24 protein-coding genes and 1 pseudogene are annotated in these 24,138 nt (G+C 70.9%); 9 read left to right on the plus strand and 16 right to left on the minus strand.

The annotated features are described in order from the left end of the window. Nucleotides 1-69 precede the first annotated feature (69 nt). The 5 genes from EXE42_RS02910 to EXE42_RS02930 all read left to right on the plus strand — a co-directional run bounded on the left by EXE42_RS02910 (nucleotide 70) and on the right by EXE42_RS02930 (nucleotide 2,096). Entirely contained in the window at nucleotides 70-468 is a 399-nt protein-coding gene (locus tag EXE42_RS02910; protein WP_092920379.1) for a thioesterase family protein, read from the plus strand. Between the two features lie 86 nt (nucleotides 469-554). Further along, nucleotides 555-794, plus strand: a complete 240-nt coding sequence (locus EXE42_RS02915) for a glutaredoxin (protein WP_092920380.1) — start codon at nucleotides 555-557, stop codon at nucleotides 792-794. Next, nucleotides 791-1,324: a cob(I)yrinic acid a,c-diamide adenosyltransferase gene (locus EXE42_RS02920; RefSeq protein WP_092920381.1), complete on the plus strand. Its 534-nt coding sequence runs from the start codon at nucleotides 791-793 to the stop codon at nucleotides 1,322-1,324. The genes EXE42_RS02915 and EXE42_RS02920 overlap by 4 nt, the downstream gene beginning before the upstream one ends. Nucleotides 1,325-1,368: 44 nt before the next feature. Further along, entirely contained in the window at nucleotides 1,369-1,695 is a 327-nt protein-coding gene (locus EXE42_RS02925; RefSeq protein ID WP_137693634.1) for a cupin domain-containing protein, read from the plus strand. Beyond that, nucleotides 1,695-2,096, plus strand: coding sequence for a rhodanese-like domain-containing protein (locus EXE42_RS02930; protein WP_092920383.1), 402 nt, complete (start codon nucleotides 1,695-1,697; stop codon nucleotides 2,094-2,096). Before EXE42_RS02925 ends, EXE42_RS02930 begins: the two co-directional genes overlap by 1 nt. Nucleotides 2,097-2,629: 533 nt before the next feature. On the opposite strand, the gene EXE42_RS02935 is transcribed toward EXE42_RS02930, so the two are convergent. The 5 genes and pseudogenes from EXE42_RS02935 to EXE42_RS02955 all read right to left on the minus strand — a co-directional run bounded on the left by EXE42_RS02935 (nucleotide 2,630) and on the right by EXE42_RS02955 (nucleotide 7,707). Next, a complete protein-coding gene (locus EXE42_RS02935) occupies nucleotides 2,630-3,529 on the minus strand; it encodes a Vms1/Ankzf1 family peptidyl-tRNA hydrolase (protein ID WP_092920384.1) in 900 nt (299 codons plus the stop codon). 420 nt (nucleotides 3,530-3,949) lie between these two features. After that, nucleotides 3,950-4,834 (minus strand): sugar phosphate isomerase/epimerase, encoded by an 885-nt coding sequence (locus EXE42_RS02940; RefSeq protein WP_137705859.1) that lies wholly within the window; start codon nucleotides 4,832-4,834, stop codon nucleotides 3,950-3,952. A gap of 220 nt (nucleotides 4,835-5,054) precedes the next feature. Then, nucleotides 5,055-5,399, minus strand: a complete 345-nt coding sequence (locus EXE42_RS02945) for a DUF5802 family protein (protein WP_092920386.1) — start codon at nucleotides 5,397-5,399, stop codon at nucleotides 5,055-5,057. Between the two features lie 98 nt (nucleotides 5,400-5,497). After that, a pseudogene (locus tag EXE42_RS02950) lies at nucleotides 5,498-6,439 on the minus strand (NADP-dependent phosphogluconate dehydrogenase); the annotation flags it as partial. A 35-nt stretch (nucleotides 6,440-6,474) separates the two neighbouring features. Further along, nucleotides 6,475-7,707 carry a threonine synthase gene (locus tag EXE42_RS02955; RefSeq protein WP_137705861.1) on the minus strand — a complete coding sequence of 411 codons (1,233 nt, stop codon included), beginning with the start codon at nucleotides 7,705-7,707 and terminating at the stop codon, nucleotides 6,475-6,477. Between the two features lie 172 nt (nucleotides 7,708-7,879). Here EXE42_RS02955 and EXE42_RS02960 point away from each other — a divergent pair, with 172 nt between their 5' ends. Next, the gene (locus EXE42_RS02960; RefSeq protein WP_137693637.1) at nucleotides 7,880-8,716 is read left to right on the plus strand and encodes a helix-turn-helix domain-containing protein; all 837 of its coding nucleotides are present in this window, start codon (nucleotides 7,880-7,882) and stop codon (nucleotides 8,714-8,716) included. 31 nt (nucleotides 8,717-8,747) lie between these two features. Here the strand turns inward: EXE42_RS02960 and gcvPB are convergent, their stop codons facing one another. From gcvPB to fen, 4 genes are all read right to left on the minus strand, one after another. Then, on the minus strand, nucleotides 8,748-10,178 hold the full coding sequence (gene gcvPB / locus EXE42_RS02965; protein ID WP_092920390.1) for an aminomethyl-transferring glycine dehydrogenase subunit GcvPB: 1,431 nt from the start codon (nucleotides 10,176-10,178) through the stop codon (nucleotides 8,748-8,750). Continuing rightward, entirely contained in the window at nucleotides 10,179-11,507 is a 1,329-nt protein-coding gene (gcvPA, locus tag EXE42_RS02970; protein WP_137705862.1) for an aminomethyl-transferring glycine dehydrogenase subunit GcvPA, read from the minus strand. A 190-nt stretch (nucleotides 11,508-11,697) separates the two neighbouring features. After that, on the minus strand, nucleotides 11,698-12,081 hold the full coding sequence (gene gcvH, locus EXE42_RS02975) for a glycine cleavage system protein GcvH (RefSeq protein ID WP_092920392.1): 384 nt from the start codon (nucleotides 12,079-12,081) through the stop codon (nucleotides 11,698-11,700). A gap of 265 nt (nucleotides 12,082-12,346) precedes the next feature. Further along, nucleotides 12,347-13,324 (minus strand): flap endonuclease-1, encoded by a 978-nt coding sequence (gene fen / locus EXE42_RS02980; RefSeq protein ID WP_092920393.1) that lies wholly within the window; start codon nucleotides 13,322-13,324, stop codon nucleotides 12,347-12,349. 164 nt (nucleotides 13,325-13,488) lie between these two features. Between fen and fer the strand changes: the two genes are divergently transcribed. Then, nucleotides 13,489-14,151 (plus strand): ferredoxin Fer, encoded by a 663-nt coding sequence (fer, locus tag EXE42_RS02985; RefSeq protein WP_092920394.1) that lies wholly within the window; start codon nucleotides 13,489-13,491, stop codon nucleotides 14,149-14,151. Nucleotides 14,152-14,208: 57 nt separating this feature from the next. Here the strand turns inward: fer and EXE42_RS02990 are convergent, their stop codons facing one another. The 3 genes from EXE42_RS02990 to EXE42_RS03000 all read right to left on the minus strand — a co-directional run bounded on the left by EXE42_RS02990 (nucleotide 14,209) and on the right by EXE42_RS03000 (nucleotide 17,851). Beyond that, complete coding sequence (locus EXE42_RS02990) at nucleotides 14,209-14,790, minus strand: DoxX family protein (RefSeq protein WP_092920395.1); 582 nt, start codon at nucleotides 14,788-14,790, stop codon at nucleotides 14,209-14,211. A gap of 173 nt (nucleotides 14,791-14,963) precedes the next feature. Beyond that, nucleotides 14,964-17,156, minus strand: a complete 2,193-nt coding sequence (locus tag EXE42_RS02995) for a DHH family phosphoesterase (RefSeq protein ID WP_137705863.1) — start codon at nucleotides 17,154-17,156, stop codon at nucleotides 14,964-14,966. A gap of 74 nt (nucleotides 17,157-17,230) precedes the next feature. Beyond that, entirely contained in the window at nucleotides 17,231-17,851 is a 621-nt protein-coding gene (locus EXE42_RS03000; protein WP_092920397.1) for a YIP1 family protein, read from the minus strand. 151 nt (nucleotides 17,852-18,002) lie between these two features. On the opposite strand from EXE42_RS03000, the gene EXE42_RS03005 reads away from it, so the two are divergent. Beyond that, nucleotides 18,003-18,464, plus strand: coding sequence for a type IV pilin (locus tag EXE42_RS03005; protein ID WP_137705864.1), 462 nt, complete (start codon nucleotides 18,003-18,005; stop codon nucleotides 18,462-18,464). A gap of 102 nt (nucleotides 18,465-18,566) precedes the next feature. Here EXE42_RS03005 and EXE42_RS03010 read toward each other — a convergent pair whose 3' ends face one another. After that, nucleotides 18,567-19,691 (minus strand): Gfo/Idh/MocA family protein, encoded by a 1,125-nt coding sequence (locus EXE42_RS03010; RefSeq protein WP_137705865.1) that lies wholly within the window; start codon nucleotides 19,689-19,691, stop codon nucleotides 18,567-18,569. Between the two features lie 127 nt (nucleotides 19,692-19,818). Next, entirely contained in the window at nucleotides 19,819-20,790 is a 972-nt protein-coding gene (locus EXE42_RS03015) for a sugar phosphate isomerase/epimerase (protein WP_092920400.1), read from the minus strand. A gap of 148 nt (nucleotides 20,791-20,938) precedes the next feature. Between EXE42_RS03015 and EXE42_RS03020 the strand changes: the two genes are divergently transcribed. Continuing rightward, nucleotides 20,939-21,838, plus strand: coding sequence for a PspA/IM30 family protein (locus EXE42_RS03020; protein ID WP_092920401.1), 900 nt, complete (start codon nucleotides 20,939-20,941; stop codon nucleotides 21,836-21,838). 63 nt (nucleotides 21,839-21,901) lie between these two features. Here EXE42_RS03020 and EXE42_RS03025 read toward each other — a convergent pair whose 3' ends face one another. Both EXE42_RS03025 and EXE42_RS03030 read right to left on the minus strand, forming a co-directional pair. Next, on the minus strand, nucleotides 21,902-22,948 hold the full coding sequence (locus EXE42_RS03025) for a dipeptide epimerase (protein ID WP_092920402.1): 1,047 nt from the start codon (nucleotides 22,946-22,948) through the stop codon (nucleotides 21,902-21,904). Next, a complete protein-coding gene (locus EXE42_RS03030; protein WP_092920403.1) occupies nucleotides 22,945-24,063 on the minus strand; it encodes a DUF1611 domain-containing protein in 1,119 nt (372 codons plus the stop codon). The genes EXE42_RS03025 and EXE42_RS03030 overlap by 4 nt, the downstream gene beginning before the upstream one ends. Nucleotides 24,064-24,138 lie beyond the last annotated feature (75 nt).

Here is a 24,138-nt window from a genome sequence, read left to right on the forward strand (position 1 = left end):
TTTTTATACGTTGTCGAGTCACCGCTCCGATCCCGACGCCTACATACGGTCGCCGTCAGTGGGTCGAATATGGGAACGTACACCGCGGACATCGACGTGCGGTTCCGCGACATCGACGCGATGGGCCACGTCAACAACGCCGTCTACGCGACGTACATCGAACAGGCGCGGACGCGGTACTTCCGCGACGTGCTCGATGTCGACATCTCGCGGGCGTCGACCGTGCTGGCGTCGATATCGATCGACTTCCGGTCCCCCGTCGAACTCGCTGACGGCGAGGTCACGGTCACCGTCGACGTGGCGGACCTCGGGCGGTCGAGCGCGACGATGACCCACGAGGTCCGGGTCGGTGACGCGGTCGCCGCGGCGGCCGAGGCGACGCTCGTCTCGCTGGACCCCGACACCGGGAAGCCGGCGCCGATCCCCGAGGAACACCGGGCCGGGATGGAGTCGTACCACGACCTCTGAGGCGGTCGCGGGGGACCGCTCCCGGATCGACCCGCCGAGCCGATCCGGACGCACACCTTCTTGACGGCGCGGACGGATCGATCGGTATGAACGTTCGACTGTACGCCCTCGACGGGTGTCCGTGGTGCGAGAAGGCGACCGACGCCTTAGACGAGGCGGGCGTCGAGTACGAGACCGAGTGGGTGGAGGCGCTCCACTCCGAGCGGAACGAGGTCAAGCGCGTCAGCGGCCAGCGCGGCGTCCCGGTCCTCGTCGACGAGGAGCGGGGCGTGACAATGGCGGAGAGCGCGAACATCGTCGAGTACGTCGAGAGAACCCTTCAATGAGCATCTACACCGGCCGCGGCGACGAGGGCGAGACCGACCTCCGGGACATGAGCCGGGTGTCGAAGTCGAGTCACCGGATCGAGGCGTACGGCTCCGTCGACGAGGCGAACGCGCTGCTCGGCACGGTCCGCCCCACGGGCCACGACGACCTCGACGACCTGCTGGAAACGGTCCAAAATCACCTCCACGTCGTCCAGGCCGACCTCGCGAACCCCGATCCCGACCCGGACGACCCGCAGGTCGAGAGCGAACACACCGAGCGGCTGGAGGCCCACATCGACGCGTTCGACGAGGAGCTGGAGCCGCTCACATCGTTCGTCCTGCCCGGCGGCGGCGAGGCGGGGGCCGCGCTCCACCACGCGCGCGCCGTGGTGCGACGGGCGGAGCGCCGCGTCGTCGACCTCGCGCGCTCGGAACCGATTAACGAGGCCGTCGTCACCTACCTCAACCGGCTCTCGGACCTCCTCTTCACCCTCGGTCGGGTCGCCAACGCGCGCGACGGCGAGCCCGAGGAGTCGCCGTCGTACTGACGCCCGAGCGCGCGACTTTTCACCGTCCCGCGCGAGACACCGGTATGACGCTCGACAGCTACGCGGCGGCGGTCTCCGGTCTCGACCCGGCACCCGGCGAGGTCGAGACGGCGGAACTCGTCGTCACCGACGACGTGCTCGTGAAGGCGTTCGTCCTCGGTCCCGAGGCGGCGGTCGACCCGCACGAACACGCCGACGCCACGAACGTGTTTCACGTGGTAGAGGGCGAACCGACCGTGATCCGCGACGACGAGGAGTCGGCGCTCGCGGCACCCGCGGTGGTGGAGAACGAGCGGGGCGCGGTCCACGGCGCGCGCAACGACACCGACGAGCGAGCCGTGCTCACGGCCAGCCTCGCTCCGCTCCCCTGATGGACGGCGAAATCGACCCCGAGGAGCTGTCGTCGCTGCTGTCGGAGCGGGGCGACGGGTCCGTCGACGAGCCGCTTCGTATCGTCGACATCCGCGACCAGCGCGCGTTCGACCGGGGGCACCTCCCCGACAGCGAGTGTATCCCGTTCCCCGAACTGACGAGCCGGGTCGCCGAACTCGACGACGCCGACCGGATCGTCACCGTCTGCCCGCACGGCGTCGCCAGCCGGCAGGCCGCCCAGCTGATCGGCAGCTACGAGGGGACACGGGAGGCGCGCGTCGAGAGCCTCCGCGGCGGGATCGAGGCGTGGGAGCGCGAGGTCGGCGAGCTGGTGACGGCGGGAGCGGAGTCGCAGGCCGAGAATGACGGGACGGACGAGGGGCCCGAGGCGCCGTTCTAACCGCGCCGTCCGTACCCTCCGACCGCTCCGCCCGCGCTCCCTAACCGCTCCGCCCGCGCTCCCTAACCGCTCCGCTCGAACCGCCCGAACGGCCCCGCGGCCGTCGGCAGCGCGACCACGGCCGGCACGAGACCGAACCCGGGCACCCCGTCGTCGCTCGCGCCGCCGACCGGCAACGCGGTGACGAGCAGGACTGCGACGAGCGAGGCGACGACGACCGACCGAACCGAGGGGCTCGAGGCCGACCGTGTCGTGGACGCACAACGCGCGTCGCCGATATATGGCCGTTCTTCACCGTTCGCCCGAACCGTCGGAACACGGCGCGGAGTCGGACCGACGGAAGCGTCGAAAACCCGCGAAAAAGAGGGGGGAGGGGGAGCGAGTGACGTTCCCTCCGTTCGTCAGTGTGCTATCCAATTTCAAAGGTATTCAGTGCTTACCGGCGGCGAACCGACGGATATCTGTGGATCCTGGTGAGCTATCGGGTGCGTCTCCCGGTTGAGCGAGCCCGGTCGAAGGTGGCCGACGTGGTGTCAGATCGCGTGTAGCCTGCCGGTCCAGAAGTCGCGGAACGCGTCCTCGAGGGCCGCTTTCGGGTTCCCGGTGGCGTCCGACACGTCGGTGACGTCGGCGTGGTCGCGAACCCGCCCCAACACGCTGCGCTCGCCGACGACTATCGTGCGGTCGACGTTCTCGACCCCAGCGAGCGCCTCGTTCGCCCGGTCGAGGTGGTCGTCGATCTGCCCCTCGCGGCGCCGCTCGAAGCGCCCCTGCGAGAAGCCGCCCTTCGAGTGAGCCTCTTTCACGTCTGAGGTGAACCCCTCGTACGCGACCCGCTCGCCGCCCTCGTAGGTGCCGAGCGCGAACGTGTCCGCCCGGACCAGCCCGAACGCGAACCGCCCGGTCGGCCGGAACCACGCGTCGTCGAGCCGGAAGCGGTCGCTCCACGCGTCGAAGGGGTCCGGCGCGACAGCCGGCGTCAGCGCGGCGCTCACCGCCCCGGTGTCGTCGGCGAGGACGACCGCCGGCGCAGCGCGCCGGACCAGTGCCGTACGGTCACCGAACCAGTCGCTGACGGTCTCGGGCACCGAGTCAGGGCCGGGGACGAACGCGGTGAGGAGTCCCTCGGGGCCGTCGCTCTCGACCGCCCGGAACCGGTCGAGCGCGTCTGCCAGCCGCGGGCCGCCGAGGTCGCTCACGCGTCGGAACTCGACGGACTCATCGGTGCCCTCAGTCCGATCGAGGCGCTCCTCTAACGACTCGATCCGGTGTTCGAGTTCGTTGACGCGCTCCTCGGCACGCTGACGGTCGGCGACCGCGTCGGACCGGCGCTCCTCCTCGGCCTCGGCGCGGCGCTCGAGGTGGCGCTTCTCCGCTTCGAGCTCCTCGATCCGCTCTTTCAGCTCGGCGCGGCCGAGCAGCTTGTCGATCATACCGAATCCGCGCTCTCCCGCGACCTAAAAGGTGCGTCTGCGGCGACGACGCGACCGGGAACCCACACCGCAGTGCCGTGCGGTGGCGCACGCCTCCGAGTGACCGCCTCCGGCGGCCGGAGCGCCTGCGAGGGCGGCGGCGGCGGAGTCGTCGGCTGCCCGTGGCGCGTAGCGTCATCGCGGTCGGAGTTCGGGCTCCGTCGAAGTCACCTCTCCGAGGACGCGCTGAACACGGAGCGCGAATGTGTTACAAAACGAGGCAGGGCTACGCGGGAACTGATCACTCAGTACGGGGAATTCAAGCAACGAGTGGCGTCGCCGATCGGGAACTCGATTCGTCTCGGTCGCGTCGATACGTTGTTAAATACGGTATCGCGGTCGAGTCGCTTCCGTTCGGTTGGTGAGATCGGTCGTCGCGGGTCACTCTCCGAGCGTCCGATCGAAGAATCGCCTCCCGGCGTCGATTTTCTCCTCGGGGGGCGTGTCGAGTTCGTTCTCGTAGACGACCCACTCGACGGCGGCGACGCTCGCGGCTTCGAGCACGCGTTTCATGTCCACTACCCCGTCACCGTGTGGAACGTGCTCGAACTCCCCGAGACCGGAGCCCGGAGCCAGGTCGCGGAGATGGAGCAGCTCCACCCGGTCGCTGAGCAACGACAGCGCCTCGGTCGGCGCAACGCCCCCGGCACGGAGCTCGGCGACCTCGAGTTCGAACCAGACGGACCGGGGATCCGTCTCCGCGAGCAGCCGGAGGGGGGTGCCGCGAGGGACTGTGCCCGCGTTTCGAGTCCGGAGTCGCCGCCCCGCCGTCTGGAGGTAGTCGGCCGCTCCGTCAGGTGCCGGCGTCGCGTCGATAAGCGCCTCGACACCGCCCGGTAGCAACGGACGCGTCCACCGGCGGTCGTTGTGGAGCCCCAGTTCCAGCCCTCGGTCGTCGAGCGCCGCCGCCGCGTCGTTCAGTCGGTCCGCGAGCGCGCGAACGGACTCACGGGTGTGAAAGTGCGCCGAGTCGGGGTGGGCGACGACGAGTCGGTCACAGCCGACGATCGCACACCGCTCCAACAGGTCACTCTCACCGGTGAGAGCGTCCTCGATAGTCGAGAGGTCAGCGTGGACCGCGACCGGAACGAGCCCGGTTTCGTCGAGTGCGGCAGCGATAGCGTCGGGCGGCTCCTCCTGAAACCGCTGGGCGAACTCGACGCCGTCGTATCCGCCTGCCGCGACGCGACGAACGAGATCAGGGAGGGAATCCGAATCCGACCGAACGCTGTACAGCTGAAAAGCGGTGCTAGCCGATGCGGTCATACGCGTCGATCACGAGGCGGTCTCGATTAGTATTCGGTGCCTACCACCCGGCAGCGAAAGTCGCTGCCACGCGCTTGAACCCCGTATTCAGTAGCTGACCCTTATCCGTGTCTGAGAACTTCAGCGGAACCGGTTTCGGCGGTGTTGGCTCCCGGAATCGAACTCCCCGCTCGCACGTGCCGGCCAACGTCGACATCGAACCGGGGCCTTCCCCGTCGCCTTACGCGTTCACGTACGGCTCCCACCCCTCCCACCGAAGGAGCGTCTCGGCGCGGTCCGCGTCCGCTAGGAGGACGTTCTTCCGGTCCGGGAGCGTCTCGTCGGCGAGCTCCTGGGGAATCGCGAGCGTGCCGCTCGGTACGTCGTCGTCGCCGCCGACCGGGATGTGGCCGCCGTCGACCTTCATGACGAGCGGGGCGTCGAGCCGCTCGACGCCCTCGCCGTCCGCGTACAGCTGCTCGTTGACGCGTTCGTGGTCCGCCCGCCGGATGACGGCGCGCTCGCCGTCGCGGGGTTCCACGTACAGTTCCCCAAGGTAGTAGCCGCTCGAGAATCGCTCGAACATTCTATGCGTGTCAGACTCTACCACGACAGTACATAAGCCTTTCTCGGACGTGACCGATCCTGCTACTCAGACGAAGGAACCGTTTCGGTCGTCCGCTCCTACTCCTCTCCGGACCGCCGCGCGACCTCGTGACGGCCGAACCCGTACCGGAGCCGGTTCGCGAGCCGCCGCGAGAAGCGCCCTTCGTTTCGCGAGTCGAACCGCTCCGCGAGCGCCTGATAGATGATCGGCACGGGGACCTCCTGTTCGAGCGCCTCCCGAACCGTCCAGGTGCCCGTCGAGCCGCCCGCGACGTGGTCGGCCACGTCGCCCAGGTCCGACCCCTCCTCGCGGAACGCCTCCTCGCAGAGCTCCAGCAGCCACGACCGGATCACGGCGCCGTTGTTCCACGTCCGCGCGACGGTCTCCAGGTCGAGGTCGTACCGGCCCTCGGTGAGCAGCTCGAACCCCTCGCCGTACGCCTGCATCAGCGCGTACTCGACGCCGTTGTGGACCATCTTCACGTAGTGGCCGGCGCCCGACTCGCCCATGCGGTCGTGGCCGTCGGGCCCGGTCGCGACCGCGTCGAACACCGGGACCATCGCCTCGTAGGCCCACGCCGGGCCGCCGACCATCAGCGAGAAGCCCGCCTCCGCGCTCGCGGGCCCGCCGGAGGTGCCGCAGTCGAGGTACGCCGCGTCCGTCTCCTCGGCGCGCCGGACTGACTCCCGGAACTGCGAGTTGCCGCCGTCGACGACGACGTCGTCGCCGTCGAGGTGCGGTTCCAGGTCCGCGAGCGTGGCGTCGACGGCGTCGCCCGCGGGCACCATCAGCCAGATGCGCTTGCCGCCGCCGTCTCCCCCGCCGTCGTCCAACCGGTCACACAGGTCCGCGACCGAGTCGGCCGGCTCCGCCCCGTTCTCCGCCGCCGTCGCGGTCGCCTCCGCCGAGAGGTCGAACGCGACCACGTCGTGGCCCGCCGAAAGCGACCGGTCCGCGACGATCTGCCCCATCCGACCGAGCCCGATGACGCCGAGTTCCATGCGCGAGGGGTGGCGACCGGTCGCCGTAGTGGTTCCGGTTCGAGTCCTCGCTCCTACTCGTTCGCCTCCGCCTCGGCCTCGCGCTCGCCGAGGTGCGCGCGGAGCGCGTCCACGTCCTTGTTGCCGGCGCCGGTGTTCAACAGAACGACGGTGTCGTCCGGCCCGAACTCGCCGGACTCCGCGAGCGCGAACGCGCCCGAGACGGCGGCGGCGCAGGTGGCGCCGACCTCCAGCCCCTCCGCCCGCGCGACCTCGATCGCGGCGTCGAGGATCTCGCGGTCCGTCGTCGCCACCGCCCCGCCGTCGGACTCGCGGATCGCCTCCAGGATGAGGCCGCTCGCGCCGGGATCCGGGATCGCGATCCCGTTACAGGCCGTGTCGACCTCGTCGTCGTCGAGGGGCTCGTGTCTCTCCGCCCCCGACTCGTAGGCTCGGACGACCGGGGCACAGCCCGCGGCCTGCGCGGCGTACATCGGGACGAGTTCGTCGGTCCACCCGAGGTCGCGCGCCTCGCGGGCGGCCTTGTGCATCCCGACGAGGCCGACGCCGCCGCCGGTCGGGTAGACGACCCCGTCGGGGACCTCCCAGTCGAGCTGCGCCAGCAGCTCCAACGCCATCGTCTTCTTCCCCTCGTGGCGGTACGGCGTGACGAACGTCTTCGTCGAGTACCACTCGGGGTGCTCGTCCATCGCCTCGGCGTACGCCTTTCCGGCGTCGCCGATCTGCGAGTTCCCGTCGACGGGGTCGGTGACGGTCAGGTCCGCGCCGTGGACCTCCGTCATCGCCTTCTGCGTGAACCCCGCCCGCGAGGGGAGAAACACGTGCGCGTCCAGGTCCGCGCGCGCCGCGTACGCCGCGGCCGCCTGCCCCGCGTTGCCGGCGCTGTTCAGCGCGACCTCGCTCGCGCCGTGTTCGCGCGCGGCCGTCATCGCGGCCGCCTGCCCCCGGTCCTTGAACGTGCCAGTCGGGTTCGCGCCCTCGTCTTTCAGGAAGACGCGGCCGACCCCCATCGCGTCCGCCAGCGCCGGGCACTCCACGAGCGGCGTCGCGCCCTCCCCGAGCGACACCGCCGTCTCGGCCGGGAACGGGAGCAGCTCGGCGTACCGCCACATCGACCCGTCGGGACGGGCGTCGAGCGTCGCCGGGGTCAGGTCGACCCGGTCGTAGTCGTAGTCGGGGTCGAGGATCCCGCCGCAGTCGGGACAGCGGTGCGTCGCCGCCGCCGCGTCGAACGTCTCCTCGCAGTCGACGCAGGTCAGGCCGATGAACGCGTCCGTCGTCTCCATGAACGCGCGCTCGCGCGCCGGGGACTTCGGTCCTGCGGTCGCGGCGGGGTATTTAGGTTCGAAACGTATGAAGGGGTACACCGAGGGGGACCGCCGCCGTACCCGGACGTGAGATGCGCGCACCAGCGACCGTCGGGACGGGCGATCCGCCGGGCGAACCGAGGTGGAAGCGATGAGCCGGACCGACCTGCGACTCGACCTCCCGACCGGGTCGTGGCTCGGTGACGTCTCCCGAAGCGTCCCCCCGGCGACGCTCCGGGTCGCGGAGACGATCGCGGTCGGCGTCGATTCGAGCGCGACCGGTGGCAACACCCGGCAGACGGCCGACGACGACCCGGAGGCGATCGCGACCGTCCTCGTCGCCGGCACCGAGAGGGACCGCGCCGAGGACGCCCTTCGCGATCACGAGGCGGTCGAGCGCGCGACGACGGTCGAGCGCCGCGGCGAGGTTCGCACGCTCCGGGTCGCCGGGCGCGCCCCCGTATACCTCCCGGCGGCGCGGGCGGTCGGCTTACCGATCGAGTCGACGGTGGAAGTCGTCGACGGGCGCGCCACCGTGACGGTCGTCGGCGACCGCGACCGGATCGAGGCGTTCGGGCGGCGGCTCACGGGCGACGGCGTGACGGTCGGTGTCGCCGCGACCGACGCCGGCGACCCGGATCGGACGCTCACGGAGGCGCAGCGCGAACTCGTCTTCGAGGCGGTCCGGGCGGGGTACTACGACACGCCGCGACGGTGTACCCTCACCGAACTGGCCGAGGCCAACGAGATCGCGAAATCGACCTGTAGCGAGACGCTCCACCGCGCCGAGGGGCGGGTGATGCGCCGGTTCGTTGACGGCGAGGGGGCGTTCGCCTCGGGGGCGGACGTCGGAGACGCGGTGACGGCCGAGACCGCGCCCCCCGAGGAGCCACCCCTCGACGAAGGGGAGTTCGACGTCGACGACGCCGACGAGCTCGACGCGAGCGACCGCGAGGAACCCGTTCGGTCCGCGGCGACCGAGCCCTGACGCGGTCGACCGCCTTCGGACGCCGACCGTCCTACTCTCCGTCGAGCGCCTGCCACGAGAGCCGCGGGTCCCGCGCGGCGCCGACCTGGTCGATCCGGGCGGCGGCGGTCCGGGTCGGTGCGGAGTCGAGCGCCGCGTCGGTGTCGGCGTACGCGAGGTTGAACGCCTCGGCGAGGTCGTCGAGCGACGACCGCCCCTCGATCTCCGTCGGCTCCGTCAGCATCGCCTCCGGGACCATCTCGGGCCACTTCGTTGTCGGCGGGTGGACGCCGAAGTCCAGCATCCGCTTGGCGACGTCGGCCGCGTCGCGGTCGCCCGCGGTCGCCGCGAACTCGTGGTGGAAGGGGCCGAAGGGCACCTCTAAGTCGATCCGCTCGGCGAGGTAGTTGGCGTTGAGAACGGCCTTCGCGGCGGCGTCCGACAGCCCCTCGTCCCCGAGGCGGGCGATGTACGCGTACGCCTTGATCAACACGAGCCAGTTGCCGGCGAAGCCGTGGACCTTGCCGATGGTGTGACTCGGTTCGAAGCGCTCGTAACCACCGCCGTCGTCCGCCTCTCGGACTCGCGGCGTCGGGAGGAACGGCGCCAACTCGTCGACGACGCCGACCGGCCCGGCGCCGGGACCCCCGCCGCCGTGTGGCGTCGCGAACGTCTTGTGGACGTTGTAATGCATCACGTCGAACCCCATGTCGCCGGGGCGGCCGCGGCCGAGCAGCGCGTTGAGGTTCGCGCCGTCGTAGTAGAGCAGGCCGCCGGCGTCGTGGACGATCTCGGCGATCTCGGTGATGTCGCGCTCGAAGAGTCCGACCGTGTTCGGGTTCGTGAGCATCAAGGCGGCGGTGTCGTCGCTCACGGCCGCCTCCAGCGCCTCGAGGTCGACTCGGCCGTCCTCGCCGGAGGGGAGTTCGACCACGTCGTAGCCGGCGGTCGCGGCGGTCGCGAAGTTCGTCCCGTGCGCCGACGCCGGGATCACGACCTCCGAGCGGTCGTTGCCGTGATGCTCGTGGTACGCCTTCGCCACGAGGATTCCGGTCAACTCCCCGGCGGCGCCCGCGGGCGGCTGGAGCGTGACGGCGTCCATGCCGCCGATGTCGGCCAGCACCTCTTGGAGCCGGTACTGGAGCGCTAAGGTTCCCTGGGCCGAGCGCGCGGAGCGGTCGGGGTGGACCGCTGCGTTCGGGTCGGCCGCCACGTCCTCGGTGAACTTGGGGTTGTACTTCATCGTACAGCTCCCCAGCGGGTACGGGCCCGCGTCGATCGCCCAGTTCATCTGCGAGAGCCGGGTGTAGTGGCGCGCCGTCTCCGGCTCCGAGGGGTTCGGGAGCGTCAGCGCCTCCCGGGTCAGGTCGTCGGGTAGCGGGGAGTCCTCACGCACGTCGACCGTCTCCTGGCCCTTCTCCGAGAGCAGCGGCTCCCGGACGTCCTCCGCCTCGCGCTCGTAGTTCGCCTGGTCGTGGATCATCTACAGCACCTCCTCGAAGGCGGCGACGAGGCCGTCCGCCCGCCCGGCGTTCAGGTCGGTGACGCAGACCTGAAGCAGGTGGTCGCCGATCGCGTGGACCGCGAACCCCTCGGCCTCTAACTCCTCGGCGACGGCCGCCGCCGGCTGGTCGACGCGCACCGCGAACTCCCGGAAGTGGTGGCGGTCGTGGACAGGGGCCGCGGCGCCGGAGCAGTCGTCGATCCGCGTCGCGAGCGCCTCGGCCTCGCGGACGCAGTCGTTCGCGAGGTCGACGAGCCCGTCCGGACCGAGCGTCGCCGCGTGGATCGCCGCGCGGATCGCGACCCACGCCTGATTCGTACAGATGTTCGAGGTGGCTCGCTCCTTGCGGATGTGCTGTTCGCGGGTCTGGAGCGTCAGCGTGTACGCGCGGTCGCCGTTCGCGTCCTCGCTCGCGCCCACGAGCCTGCCGGGCACCTGCCGCAGGAACTCGTCGCTACAGGCGAAGATCCCCAGTCCCATCCCGTAGCTGGTCGGCAGGCCGAGCGCGCCGGCCTCGCCGACGACGACGTCGGCCCCGACCGCTTCCGGCGACTGTAACACCGACAGCGCGACGACGTCGGAGCCGAGCGCGAACAGCGCGTCCGTCTCGCCGGCGAGGTCACCGATTGCCGCGAGCCGCTCCTCGATACAGCCGCGGACGGTCGGGCTCTCGGCGTACAGCATGACGACGTCGTCGCCGGCGCGGTCGGCCAGGGCGTCGACGTCGGCGGTCCCGTCGGCCATCGGATACGTCTCGACGGTCAGGCCGACGCCCGCGCAGTAGTTCTCCAACACCGCCCGTTTCCCCTCGCGGAGCTGTTCGGGGACGAGGACGACGTCGCCGGACGTGGCACGGACGCGGTCCGCGAGCGTCGCGGCCTCGCCGAGCGCGGTCGCGGCGTCGTACATCGAGCAGTTCGCGACGTCGAGACCGGTCAGCTCGACCAGCATCGACTGGTACTCGAACAGCGCCTGGAGGAACCCCTGTGACGCTTCCGGCTGGTACTGGGTGTAGCTCGTGAGGAACTCGGCGCGGTCCGAGAGGTGATCGACGACGCTCGGGACGTAGTGGCCGTAGTGTCCCCGTCCGAGGAACTCCGTGAGGTCGTCGTTGCGGTTCAACATTCGGGCGCACTCGTCGCGGATCTCGCGTTCCGTCCGCGGCTCGATGCCGAACTCGCCGTCGAAGGCGACCGACTCGGGGATGTCGAACAGCGCCTCCTCGTCGTCGACGCCGATCTCCGCCAGCATCGCCGCGGTTTCCGCGTCGGTGTGGGGCGCGTACGGCGTGCCGTTCGCCCGGCTCATCGGTTCGTTCCGTCTCGTCCGCGACGGTTTGTTCGTCCGGTCGCGGGTCGTGGATTTTCGGATCGTCGGTTCACGGGCGGCGCGGAGTCGAACGCTGGCGTGGGATCGGAAGGTGGCGTGGTCATTGTCGTGTGTCCGGTTGGTGTTTCGTCCGAGTCTGGCGCCCCGTTCCCGGCGTCGATCGGGACACTCAGGCGATCTGGTCGTCGTACGCGTCGGCGTCGAGCAGCCCCTCGGCGTCGCCGCCCTCGACGGGCTCGACCTCGAGCATCCAGCCGTCTCCGTAGGGGTCCTCGTTGACGAGCTCCGGGCGGTCGAACAGTTCCTCGTTGACGGCGACGACCTCGCCCGAGACGGGCGCGTACAGGTCGGAGACGGCCTTGATCGACTCGACGACGCCGAACGCCTCGCCGGCGGCGACCTCGTCGCCGACCTCCGGGAGCTCGACGAACACCACGTCGCCCAGTTCGTCCTGCGCGAAGTCGGAGACGCCGATCCGGACGGTGTCGCCGCCGGTCGTCGCCCACTCGTGCGATTCCAAGTACCGTCTGTCGTCGGGAACGTCGAAGCTCATTGGTCAGGGTCGCCGCGGTCCGCTCGGGCGTCGGCCCGCGGACGCGCCGCGCCGCCGGAAACGGCGGCGGATCCGGCTCGTCTACCGGTCGTGGACGACGTCCGCGATCGAAAGGCGATCCGCGACACGTGTGAGTCACCCTTCTGACGACGAGGAAATAAAAGGTGTGTTCGCGGCGGTCTCGACGACGGACCCCCGCCCGAACCCGGTCGGTGGCGCCTCGTCTGTTCCCGGGCCGTCTCCTCGGTCCACCGGTCGTATCCGCTCAGGTCCACCGGTCGAGACCGGCCTGAACCTGCGACTCCGCGATGCGCTCGAACCCGCGTTCGACCTCGTCGGCGGCCACGCCCCACTCGTCGACGACGTACTCCCGGGCGGCCTCCACGTCCGGGTTCACGTCGGTGTCGACCGCGACGTCCTCGGCCGGGGGGTTCATGAACAGCTCGCGGATCGCCTCGGCGTCGGGTATCTCGGCGTCGCGCGCCTCCAGAACGCCCCACAGATCGCCGTGTTCCGTCACCGCCGTCACCGCCGTCTTCGGTCCGATTCCACGGATCCCGTCGTTGAAGTCGGTGCCACAGAGCATCGCGACGTCGACGAGCCCCTGTCGGTCCAACCCGAGGTCCGCCAGCGTCGCCGCGAGGTCCATCAGCTCCGGGTCGCCCTTGCTCGTCAGCTGGCGGAGCGTCGTCGGCGCGCCGAACAGCAGGGTGTCGTAGTCCTCGCTGCCGGCGTGGTCGACGGTCCCGCTCGCGGCCATGTGCGCGCACTGCGCTTCCCCCTCGGCGGGCGCCTCGACTATCGGCACGTCGAGCCGTTCGAGCAGCTCGCGGGTCGTCTCGTGGATCGCGTCGGTGAGCCGCTGGGTCCGGGCCTCCAGCCGGGCGGCCTCGACGGCGTCGCCGCGCTCCTCGGCGGCGGCCCGACGCTCCTCGGCCGCCTCGCGCTTCTCGCGGCGCTCCGCAACCTCGTCCGCCTTCAGGTCGGTGACGGCGCCGTCGAACACCATCACGGGGATCAGGTCGTGTTCGAAGAACTTCGGGAGCCCCTGGACGACCCCGATCAGGTTCGCGACCTCGACGCCGTCGGCCGTCGTGTACTTCTCGTCGCTCGTCCACTTGACGGTCGTCGTGAGGTACCGGTACAGCCAGTTGTGCGCGTCGACGGCGACGACGCTCCCCTCGAGTTCCGCGAAGGGCACGTCGCGGATCGACGCGAGGTCGCGCAGGTCGGCGTTTCCCATTACCGGTCTCTGGGGCGCGCCGCTCTTAAACGCTGACGGCTCCCGGACCGAGGAACCGCCGGCTCGGTGTCTCGCGGCGATTCCTCGGTCCGTCCCGCGTCGCGATTCGCCTGCCGACTTCTGGGCCGTTTATATGCGTCACGCGCGTACGGGTCCGCGTCTGAATGGTCTCCCCGTTCGAGGTGTTGGAGGTCGACGAGGACGCCGACGACGAGGCGGTCGAACGGGCCTACCGCGAGCGCGTCAAGCGAGCCCACCCGGATCAGGGGGGTTCGATCGAGGAGTTTCAGCTCGTCCGCCGCGCCTACCGGGAGCTGTCCGAGCGCGACCGGAACGGCGACGAGAGCGGCGAGGAGAACGGGGCCGGGCCCGCCGACATCGACCTCAGCGACGACGGCGACGCCGCGGGGCCGAAGCCGACCCGCGTCGAGTTCCTCGACTACGAGGCCGTCGTCGACTACGGCTGGTCGCTCGACGACGACGAGCTGTTCCGGAAGGCCGGTCAGGCCGACCTCGACCCCGACGCGCACGGTCGCCTGCTGGTCCAGCCCGACGAGAGCCTGCTGGAGGCGGCCGAGCGGAGCGGCTTCGCGTGGCCCTTCTCGTGTCGCGGCGGCGCCTGCGCGAACTGCGCGGTGTACCTCGCCGCGGGCGAGCTCTCGCAGCCGACCGACCACATCATGCCCGACGACCTCGCCGAGCGGGGGTTCCGCCTCTCCTGCAACGGCTACCCGCTGACCGACGAGCTGTCCGTCGTGTTCAACGTGAAACAGCGCCCGGAGCTCGACGACCTCATTCTCCCGCCCGGTCCGTTCACGCGTCGCTGAGGGGGAGTCGATCGGTCGACGCAACAACGTCCGGCGCCGGAGCGCGGCCGGCGTCCGTCACCCGAGCAGGTACCGCAGCGCCGGGGCGTTTCGGACCAGCTCCGTCTCCTCTAACGCCCGGTCGATCCCGACGATCCGCCCGGCGCCCCACGCGCCGAGGCCGAACAGGATCAGCATGTACACGAGTGAGCTGTCGACGAAGTAGCCGTGCGCGACCGGGAACCCGGCCAGCAGTCCGCCCTGCCACGCGGCGGTCCAGAACATCGACATCATGATCGCCCCCATCAGCGCGGCGAACCGGAAGAGGACGCCGAACAGCAGCGCCAGCCCGATCAGGATCTGTCCGAACACCACCATCGGGTCGATGATTGCGGCGTAGTCCGCAAAGAAGAGGAACAGCCCCTGTAACGGGTTGGCCTCGGCGATGGCGTTCCGGAGGAACCCGACCGAGCTCCACGCGAGCGGGTCTGCGAGGCCCCCCTCGAACAGCTTCTCCAGGCCGGCCTGAAGGAACACCCACGCCATCACGACCCGGAGTCCAAGCATCGAGTACGCCAGCCAGGTCTCGGAGTAGTTGAACTCCACGTCGCGGCCGAGCAGCTCCGCGCGAAGCGTCCGTTCGGAGGGTTGCGTTGCCATGTCTGTGACACCAGCTTGAGAGAGGTCAACACACCGGTAATAATCTACCGCCGGATCCGATGCCCCTCGGTTTTCGATCGACGGCGAGAGAAAACCATCGCGCATATCGATGCGCGGAACGGGAAGCGACTCCGAGTCGGCCAGTCCCCGAGTCGTCTGACGCGGCGGCCGCCTCAGAACGCCTCGGCGACGGCCGCGACGACGGCGTCTTCGACGGCGTCGCGCTCGCCCGAGAGGAACTCGATCTTCCCCTCGCGGACGCCCGCGGTGTCGATGTCCGCCGTCGGCGCGAGCTCGGCCGCGCGCGCTGCCACGTCGCGGACCGAGACGTCCGCGGTCGTGCGCACGTACAGCTCGTCGGTGCCGACGCCGACCGTCGCGAACGGTTCGCCGTCGGCGCGGCGCCGATGCAGGTCGTCGAGCAGGAGCGGCGTCGGCGGGAAGTCGTACCGGTGGGTGTAGTCGTCGGTGTCGAGCAGGGCGAACTCGACGCCGTCGACCGCCTCGGTCACGACGTTCGCGTCAGCGGTCTCGACCTCGGTCTCTAACTTCTCCCTGAACTGCTCGGAGACGTGCGCCGCGAGGTTGCCGCCGTCCGAGAACAGCAGGTCCGCTATCAGCTCCCGCTTGTCCTGGTACGACTGGTAGTACGCCTCCAGCGCGACGGCCTCGCGGAGCTCCGCGACGCGCTCGGCGTCGTGGCCCGCGTCGCGCGCGAGGTCGACGTAGCGGTCGGGGGCGTCCGCCCAGTAGCTCACCGCCGGCAGGTGCCGGAGGTCCGCGCGGACCTCGTCGTTGATCGCCGACGCGAGCGAGGCGACGAGCGCGCCCGTCGAGAGCGTCTCGTCGCCGTCGACGTCGGCCAGCTCCGGCGAGACGAGCGTGTCGACCGCGTCCCGGGTCTCCGGGTCCGCGACCGCGGCGTCGACGACGACCGCGTCGACCCCGTACACCGACAGCAGGTCGATGCCGTCGGCGGACTCGGTCGTCGAGCCGGCGCCGACGAGCAGGAACAGCGGGAGCTTCTCGTCGTGGCGGTCGCGGTCCTGGAGCATCCGCGTCGCGTCGTTGGTGGCCGCGTCCATCCCGTACACCGGCTCGTCGAGCGGCCGGCGGGTGAAGTAGTGGTACTCGGCGTCGCTCTTCGCGTGTTCGTCGCGGATCAGCGGGAGGACGGCGCGTTCGACCGCGGCGCCGGCGACGTAGCCGTCGGCGGTCGCCGGGTGGCGGACGACGATCGGCCGCGACTCGAGGACCGCGCGCCGGACGGCTTCGGCCGCGTCGAGGAGGCCGTCCGCGAGCTCCGCGACCGTCTCGTCGCCGGCGAGCGGCTGGAGCCCCTCGGGTCGGGCCTCGTCCGTGAGCGCCTCGGCGATGCGGCGGCGGACCGATTCGGCCGCCGCTCCGTCGAGGAGGACGAGCGCCTCGGACTCCACCTGGACGTCGCCGCGGTGGCTCTCGACCTCGCCGTCGACCCGCACCGCGTCCCCGACCTCGACGTCCGGATGCGCCCGGACGCCGGGCTCGACGAACGCGGCCACGTCGACCGCGCCCGTCTCGTCGCTGACCTCGAACACCGTCGGGCCGCCGGTCTGGCGGACGCCGACGACCTCGCCCTCGATCCGCACCGCGTCGCCGACCGCGTCTCCGAGCGTCGTGATCGGCACGCGTTCCGGGTCCGCGTCGGCGTCGTCTCCGGCCGCCTCGACCGCCTCAGATTCCGGGGTCTCCTCGGCGGCGGTCGGCGCCGCGTCACCGCTCTCGGCGGACCCCGTCTCGCTTTCGGGTTCCGCCGCATCGTCGGACCCCGCGTCGGCCTCGGGCTCTACCTCGACGGACCCCGCGTCGGCCTCGATCGTCTCGTCGACCGACTCGTCCGCGTCCTCGTCGTCGCCTGCGTCGACCGACTCCTCGGCTTCGGCGGACGCATCGCCGGTCGTCTCGGCTGCGCCCTCGCCGTCGTCGCCGTCGTCGCCCGGCTCCTCGTCCGGGAGGTGCTCGCCGTCGGACTCCTGTACGAGAACGCCCCGGAACTCGCGGTCGGCCTGGCGGATCGACCAGCCGAGGTCGACGTTGCCGTTGTCGCGGACGCCTTTCACCTGGACGAACACCTCGTCGCCCGGCTCCCAGTCGAGGCTGTCGAGCCGGCGGTCGAGTTCGGAGCGGTGGAGCAGTCCGGTGACGCCCGGCGCGAGGTCGACGAACACGCCGAACTCGGCGTACCCGTCGACGACGCCCCGATAGAACCGGCTCGGAACCAGATCGTCGGGAGAGTCGCCGCGGAAGTCGAACACGACGTCTTCCTGGTGCGAGTCGCAGACGCGACCGCCTCCGACGTCGGTGCCACAGATGATACAGGATCCCATTTGAGTACACCGAGAGCCTCGGGCCTAAAACGGTTGTCGAAAACCCGCTGGCGGCGGCGCGGGCGCCCCGCCCGTCACGCGCCGAGCAGCGTTCGCGCCGCGGCCACGGCCCGATAGCCGACGCCGTAGCCGAGCGCGGCCGGCGGGAGCGCGGCCGCGGCGGTCCGGAGCGGTCCCAGTCCGTGAACCGCCCGGAACCCGACGAACAGGAGGAGTGCCGCGTACGCGCCGCAGACGACCCTGAGTTCGGGGATCGCCGGTCCGGCCAGCGCCATCGGGGAGCTGGCGTACGCGACCGCCTGGACCGTCTCGCTCACTCCCCCGCGGTCGCGAAAGCCGACTCCGCCGTCGACCTCGAGGCTCGCCAGCACGACGGAAACGGTCGCGACCGCGGCGGTCAGGTGGAGCCCGACCGGCGCCGCCAGCGCGACCACGACGACGACGACCACGGCCTCGGACAGCACTCGCGAGGAGGGGACGACGACGGGCATCGCCGCGGGGTCCGACGCGATCCACCCGAGGGTGAACGCCGCGGCGACCGCCACCGCGAACGTCAGCGCGGGCGCCTGATCGCCGGGCGTGATCCCGTTCGCGAACGTGCGCCGCGGCCGAACGAGCACCTCGGCCCACGTGCGAGCGATGCCTCGCGGTCCGCGGGGACGACCGCCCGCCGAGCCGTCGGGACGAGACTTCACGGCCGGCGTTCGCCCGCGCGGAATAACCCGTTTCCGGTTCGGGTCGAGGCCCGGTTCCGACCCGGCCCGCCGCGCCCGGCGACCCCGAACGTATCACGACTGATACGCGGCGCGCAAACGCTTATACCGGTGCCGTCTGAGTCACGGCCGAATGGTCGCGTTCCGAGACGACAAGCGAGGGTTCACCCCCCTGGCGGGGACGGGGCTGCTCGTCGGGGTCGTCGTGCTGCTGCTCGCGCTCGTCGGCGCGGCGGTGTTCGGTCTCATCGACGGCGTCGCACCGCCGGACGCCGAGTTCGAAGGCCAACAGGAGAACGGCACACTCGTCGTCGTCGCGCTCGGCCCGGACCCGGTCCCGGCCGAGGAGCTGTACGTCCGCGGCACGGACCCGGACGGAAGCGTCCAGTTCGGCGCGTGGCCCGGCGACGGCGTCGTCCGACCCGGCGACCGGATCGTCGTGCCCAACGCCACGGGCAACGAGAACTTCGAGGTCGTCTGGGAGCCGGTCGCGTTCGACACCCGCGAGACGCTCGGCAGCTACAACGGCGAGAGCTCCAAGATCGACGAGTGGAGCGAGGGGAACGGCGGCAGCACCCCGGGCGTCGGCGTCTGACGCGGCGGCGGCTGACGGGACGGCGGCGTCGGCTGACGCAGCGGCGTCAGGTGACGGGACGGCGGTGTCTCGCGCGCTGTCTGGCCGTCGGAGGTCGACCCCCTACCCTACGGTGACCCACTCGCCGCGATCGTCGGCCCGTTGGATCGCCGCGAGCACGCGCTGGACCTCGTAACCGTCGTCGAACGACGGCTCGAACGATCCGCCCTCGTCGACCGCCGAGAGGAATTCGTAGTTCTCGTGGACGAACGTGTGTTCCCACCCAATCACGTGGCCCGGGGGCCACCAGTGGTCGACGTACGGGTCGGACTCCTCGGTGACCAACACCGTCTCGTAGCCGCGGTTCCGCCCGCGTAACACCTCCAGTTCGTTGAGCCGTTCCAAGGAGAACTTCAGGCTTCCCTCCGTGCCGTGGACCGCGATCGCGTGGTCGTTTTTGTGCCCCTCGGCCACGCGGCTGGCCTCGAAGCCGCCGGTCGCGCCCGACTCGTAGGCGACCTGCGCGTTGTAGGCGTCGTCGACCGTCACGTCGCGGTACTCCTCGATCCCCCCGTTCTCGTCGTAGACGGGGCGCTCGTCGACGAACGTCGTCAACTGGCCCGAGAGGCGCTCGATTCCCCCCACCGCGTCGCCGACGAGGAAGTTCGCGAGGTCGATGGTGTGCGCGCCGAGGTCGCCGAGCGCGCCGGAGCCGGCCATCTCGGCGTCCATCCGCCACGCCCACGGCGCCTCGGGGTCGACGAGCCAGTCCTGGAGGTACCGCCCTCGAACCTGCCGGATTTCGCCTAGTTCGCCGTCCTCGATCAGTCCCTTCGCGTAGCGGATCGCGGGGATGAACCGGTAGTTGAAGGCGGTCCCGGCCGGTGCGTCCGCCGCGGCCGCCGCGTCACGCATCGCCGCCGCCTCCTCCAGCGTCGGCGCGAGCGGCTTCTCACAGAGGACCGGGATCCCGGCTTCGAGGGCCGCGATCGACGGCTCCGCGTGGACGTGGTTCGGCCCGAGGTTGTAGAAGACGTCCACCTCGTCGAGCGCCGCCTCCCAGTCCGTCGCGGTGTGCGAGAAGCCGAACCGATCCGCGGCGTCCGCGAGCGCTCCCTCGTCGCGTCCGACGAGGGTGTGGCGCTCGATTTCGGGTGCGTCCGGGAAGAACATCGGCAGCCGCGCCATCGCGTTCGAGTGCGCCTTGCCCATGAAACGGTACCCGAGCACGCCGATACGGAGTGTCATGGCAGGGCGTTCTCCGCAGCGGGCCTTGAGTGTGGGTGGTTCCCGACCCGGATCGCTGCGGTTTCGCGCCGTCGCCGCGACCGGGGCCCGCGAGCGAGAGACGCGCCGCGGCTCTCGGGTCCGCTCCTCACTCCGCCCAGTAGGCCTCGCCCGGTTCCGTCTCGAAGACGGCCCGCTCCAGCACGTCGACGGCCTTCTCTAACCCCTCGCGCGAGGAGGTGAGCGAGTCCTCGTGTTCGATCGACAGCGCGCCCTCGTAGCCGACCATCCGGAGCGTCGAGACGACGTCCTTCCAGTGCGCCTCGTCGTGGCCGTACCCGATCGAGCGGAACAGCCACGAACGGTCGGCCTCCTCGGCGTAGCCCGTCGTGTCGAGGACGCCCTTCACGCGGGCGTTCGCGTCGTACACCTTCGTGTCCTTGGCGTGGAAATGGTGGATCGCGTCGCGCTGGCCCAGGAACCGGATCGCCTCGGTCACGTCGATCCCCTGCCAGTAGAGGTGCGAGGGGTCGAAGTTGGCGCCGACCCGCTCGTTCGTGGCCTCCCGAAGCGCGAGCAGCCCGGTCGGCTCGTACACCAGCATGTTCGGGTGCATCTCGACGGCGACGTCGACGCCGTGCCCCTCGGCGTGCTCCGCCAGGTCGCGCCAGTAGGGAACCGCGACCTCGTCCCACTGGTAGTCGAGCGCGTCGGCGTGTTCCGTCGGCCACGGCGCCGTGACCCAGTTCGGCGTCGAGTCGCCGGGCGCGCCGGCCGGGAGCCCGGAAAAGCAGGTCACCGTGTCGACGCCGAGCAGGTCGGCCAACTCGACCGCCTCTCGTAGCTCCCGGTCGGCTTCCGCGGCTCGCTCCGCGTCGGGATGGAGCGGGTTGTTGTGCGTCGCCAGCGCGGAGATCCGAAGCCCGTGGTCGTCGAGCAGGTCGCGCAACTCCTCGCGGGCCGCCTCCTCGCCGAGGAGCGTCTCGCGACCGACGTGGTCCTCGCCGGGCCACCCCCCGACGCCGAGTTCGACGGCGTCGACGCCGATCTCGTCGAGGTACGCGGCCGCGTCGTCGATCGATTCGCCGCCCAGGGGTACCGTTAGCACGCCGATGTCCATGCCCGGGGGTACGTCGATCCGCCGAATAAATCTTCAGGGAGCGTCGCGCGGCGCCCGGCCGTCGCGGACGGTGCCCGCTGGCCACGGTCCGCGACGGCCCGCCGCGAACCGCATGAGGTTTTAACGGGTGGAACGCGTACGATGTGGCATGGGAATCCTCTCGCGCGCCTCCTACGTCGTCCGCTCGAAGGTGAACGCCCTCCTCAACCGGGCGGAAGACCCGACCGAATCGCTCGACTACTCGTACGAACAGATGCGCGACGAGCTTCAGGACGTCAAACAGGGGATCGCCGACCTGACGACCCAGAAGAAGCGCCTGGAGATACAGAAGCGCAAGCTCGAAGAGAACGTCGAGAAGCACAACCGCCAGGCCCGCGAGGCGGTCCAGCAGGACCGCGACGACCTCGCGCGGAAGGCCCTCGAAAAGAAGAAGTCGAAGATGACCCAGATCGAGGAGCTGGAGGGCCAGATCGCCGAGCTGAACAACACGCAGGAGCAGCTCGTCGAGAAGAAGAACAAGCTCCAGAACCGCATCGAGGAGTTCCGCACGAAGAAGGAGACGATGAAGGCTCGCTACGAGGCGGCCGAGGCGTCCACTCGCGTCTCGGAGGCGATGACCGGCGTCGGCGACGAGATGGAGGACGTGAGCCGCTCGATCGAGCGCGCCGAGGAGCGGACCGAGGAGATGGAGGCGCGCTCGGAGGCGATGGACGAGCTGGAGGACTCCGGCGCCTTCGAGGACGCGCTCTCGGACAAGGACAGCATCGACCGCGAGCTGGAGGGCCTCTCGACCGACAGCGAGGTCGACGCCGAGCTGGAGACGCTGAAGGGCGAGCTCGGCAAGGGCGAGTCGGCCGACGACGGCGACGCCGCCGTCAGCGACGAGGACGTCGACGCCGAACTGGAGGACATCGAGTCGGAGATCGACGCCGACGACCTGGAGGCCGACCTCGACGGCGACGGCAGCTCCGGGAGTACCGACCTCGACGAGGAGCTCGACGTCGAGTTAGAGGAGTCGGAGTCCGACGCGGACGAACAGCGGAACTGATCGAGCGCGGTCGCGGCCCGGTCCCCGCGGTCCCCGCCTCCCGTCGGTCCCGCTTCCGCCCCCTCACTCCGACGCCGGGCGCGCGCCGGTCCCCGCGCGGTCCCGGTCGGCGAGCCGGATCTCGCCGTCCGCGAGGTCGACGCCCTCGTACGGGTCCTCGGCGAGCAGCAGCGAGCCGTCGAGGTCGGCGTAATCGAGGAGCGGCGCGAGCTGCGCGGCCGCCGCGATCGAGGCGTTCGACTCGATCATACAGCCGCACATCACCGCCAGCCCGTGCGCTCGCGCGGCGGCGATCACCCGGCGCGCCTCCAGCAGGCCGCCGGTCTTCATCAGCTTCAGGTTCGCGATGTCACAGCGGTCTGCGATCGCGGGCACGTCCGCGGCGGTCACGCAGGACTCGTCGGCGGCAATCGGCAGCGCCGACCGCTCGTAGACGTACCGGAGCCCCTCGGGGTTCTCGGCCGGGACGGGCTGTTCGACGAACTCCACGTCGCGGCCGGCGAGCCACGCGCTCTTCTCGACCGCCTCCTTCGGCGTCCACGCCTCGTTGGCGTCGACGCGGAGCCGCGCGTCGGGGGCGGCGTCGCGGACCGCGTCGATCAGCTCCCGGTCGCGGTCGGTGCCGAGCTTGACTTTCAACACGGAGTAGCCCGCCGCGACGGCGTCGGCCGCCTTCTCGCGCACGCGCTCGGTCTCGTCGAGGCCGATCGTGAATGAGGTCATCGGGGCGTCGCTCGGGTCGAGCCCCCACAGGCGGTAGAGGGGGACCCCGAGACGCTTCGCCGCGAGGTCGTGGACCGCGATCGAGACGGCGGCGCGGGCGGCGGGGTTGCCGTTCACGACCGCTCGCAGCTCGGCCTCGATCGCGTGGAGCGCGTGGGGGTCCCCGACGCGCTCGACCGCGTCGAGGAGGGCCGGCAACACCGCTTCGACGGTGGCGGCCGTCTCGCCGTAGTGGGCCGACGGCGCCGCGCCGCCGACTCCGGTCGTCCCCGCGTCGTCGGCCACCCGGACGACCACGTTCTCCGCCTCGGTCTGGGTCCCGCGCGCGATGGTGAACGGCGCTTCGAGCGGCATCGAGACCCGCTCGAATCCGGTTTCGAGGCTCATTCGGCAGTTCCCCCTCCCTCGGTCGCTCGGTCACCGCCCGCGGCGTCGCCCGCGTCGGGGTTCGCGCCGAGGCCCGCCTCGACGACGGCGTCGACGATGTCGCCCGCGCCGTGGCGCACCGGGTCGGTCGCCGGCACGCCGGTCTCGTCCGCGAACGACGCGACCGCCTCGGCCGCCGCCTCGTCGTCCGCGACGCCGTTCGTGTTGACCGCGCCGGCGACGACGCTCGCCTCGCGCACGGGCGCCGCCAGGTCCTCGTAGAGGTCGACGTAGTCGGCGAGCGGCGGCAACTCGAACGACTCGTACCCGTGGATCGCCTCGCGGCCCGCGGCGTGACAGAGGACGAGGCCGTCGGCCATCGACCCGTGGAGGATGCCGCAGGTGACCGCCGAGTAGGCGGGGTGGACGATGCTCCCCTGTCCCTCGACGACGAGGAGGTCGCGGTCGTCCCCGACCTCGAGGAGCATGTCCTCGACCGCGCCCGCGGCGAAGTCGGAGACGACGCGGTCGATCGGGTTCCCCCAGCCGGCGATCATGATCCCGGTCTGGCCGGTGGGGACGAACGCGGCGTCGATCCCGCGCTCGCGGGCGGCCGAGACGATCTCCAGCGAAGCGGTCATCTTCCCGACCGAGCAGTCGGTGCCGACCGTGAGCACCACGTCGGCGTCGACGTCGCCGGACGCCCCGGAAGCGACCGTGAGGTCGTCGTCGGGTTCGCGCACGTCGACGAGGTCGACGCCGTGCTCGTCGGCCAGCGCGGCCAGCTCCGCGTCCTCGTTCAGGAAGTAGTGGAGGCCGCTCACCACGTCGCAGCCGGCCTCGATCGCGGCCTCGACGTCGCCGCGCCACGACTCGTCGAAGCCGCCGCCGATGGGCGCGATCCCGATGTAGAGTGCGTCGAGGTCGCCGTCGGCGGCAGCGTGCGCGTCCGCGAACGACTCGACGATCGGCGCGTCCGAGACGTCCGCGACGTGGTCGCGCACCCGGTCGCCGGCGCGGTCGCGGTCGAGGACGGCCAAGACGTCCTGGTCGCCGTAGCGCAGCACGCCGAGCGCGGTCTTCGCGCGGTCCGGGAACTTCTCGTGGGCGAGGACGGCGATCCGCTCGTGGTCCATGGTGGGTCGCTCGCCCCGGGAGTTCTTAAAAGAGTCGAGGGATGTCGCTCTGCGTGGTCGGCGGGAGAGACCCCG

It is taken from the genome of Halorubrum sp. SP3 (genome assembly GCF_005435195.1).
GTDB classification, from domain to species: domain Archaea; phylum Halobacteriota; class Halobacteria; order Halobacteriales; family Haloferacaceae; genus Halorubrum; species Halorubrum sodomense.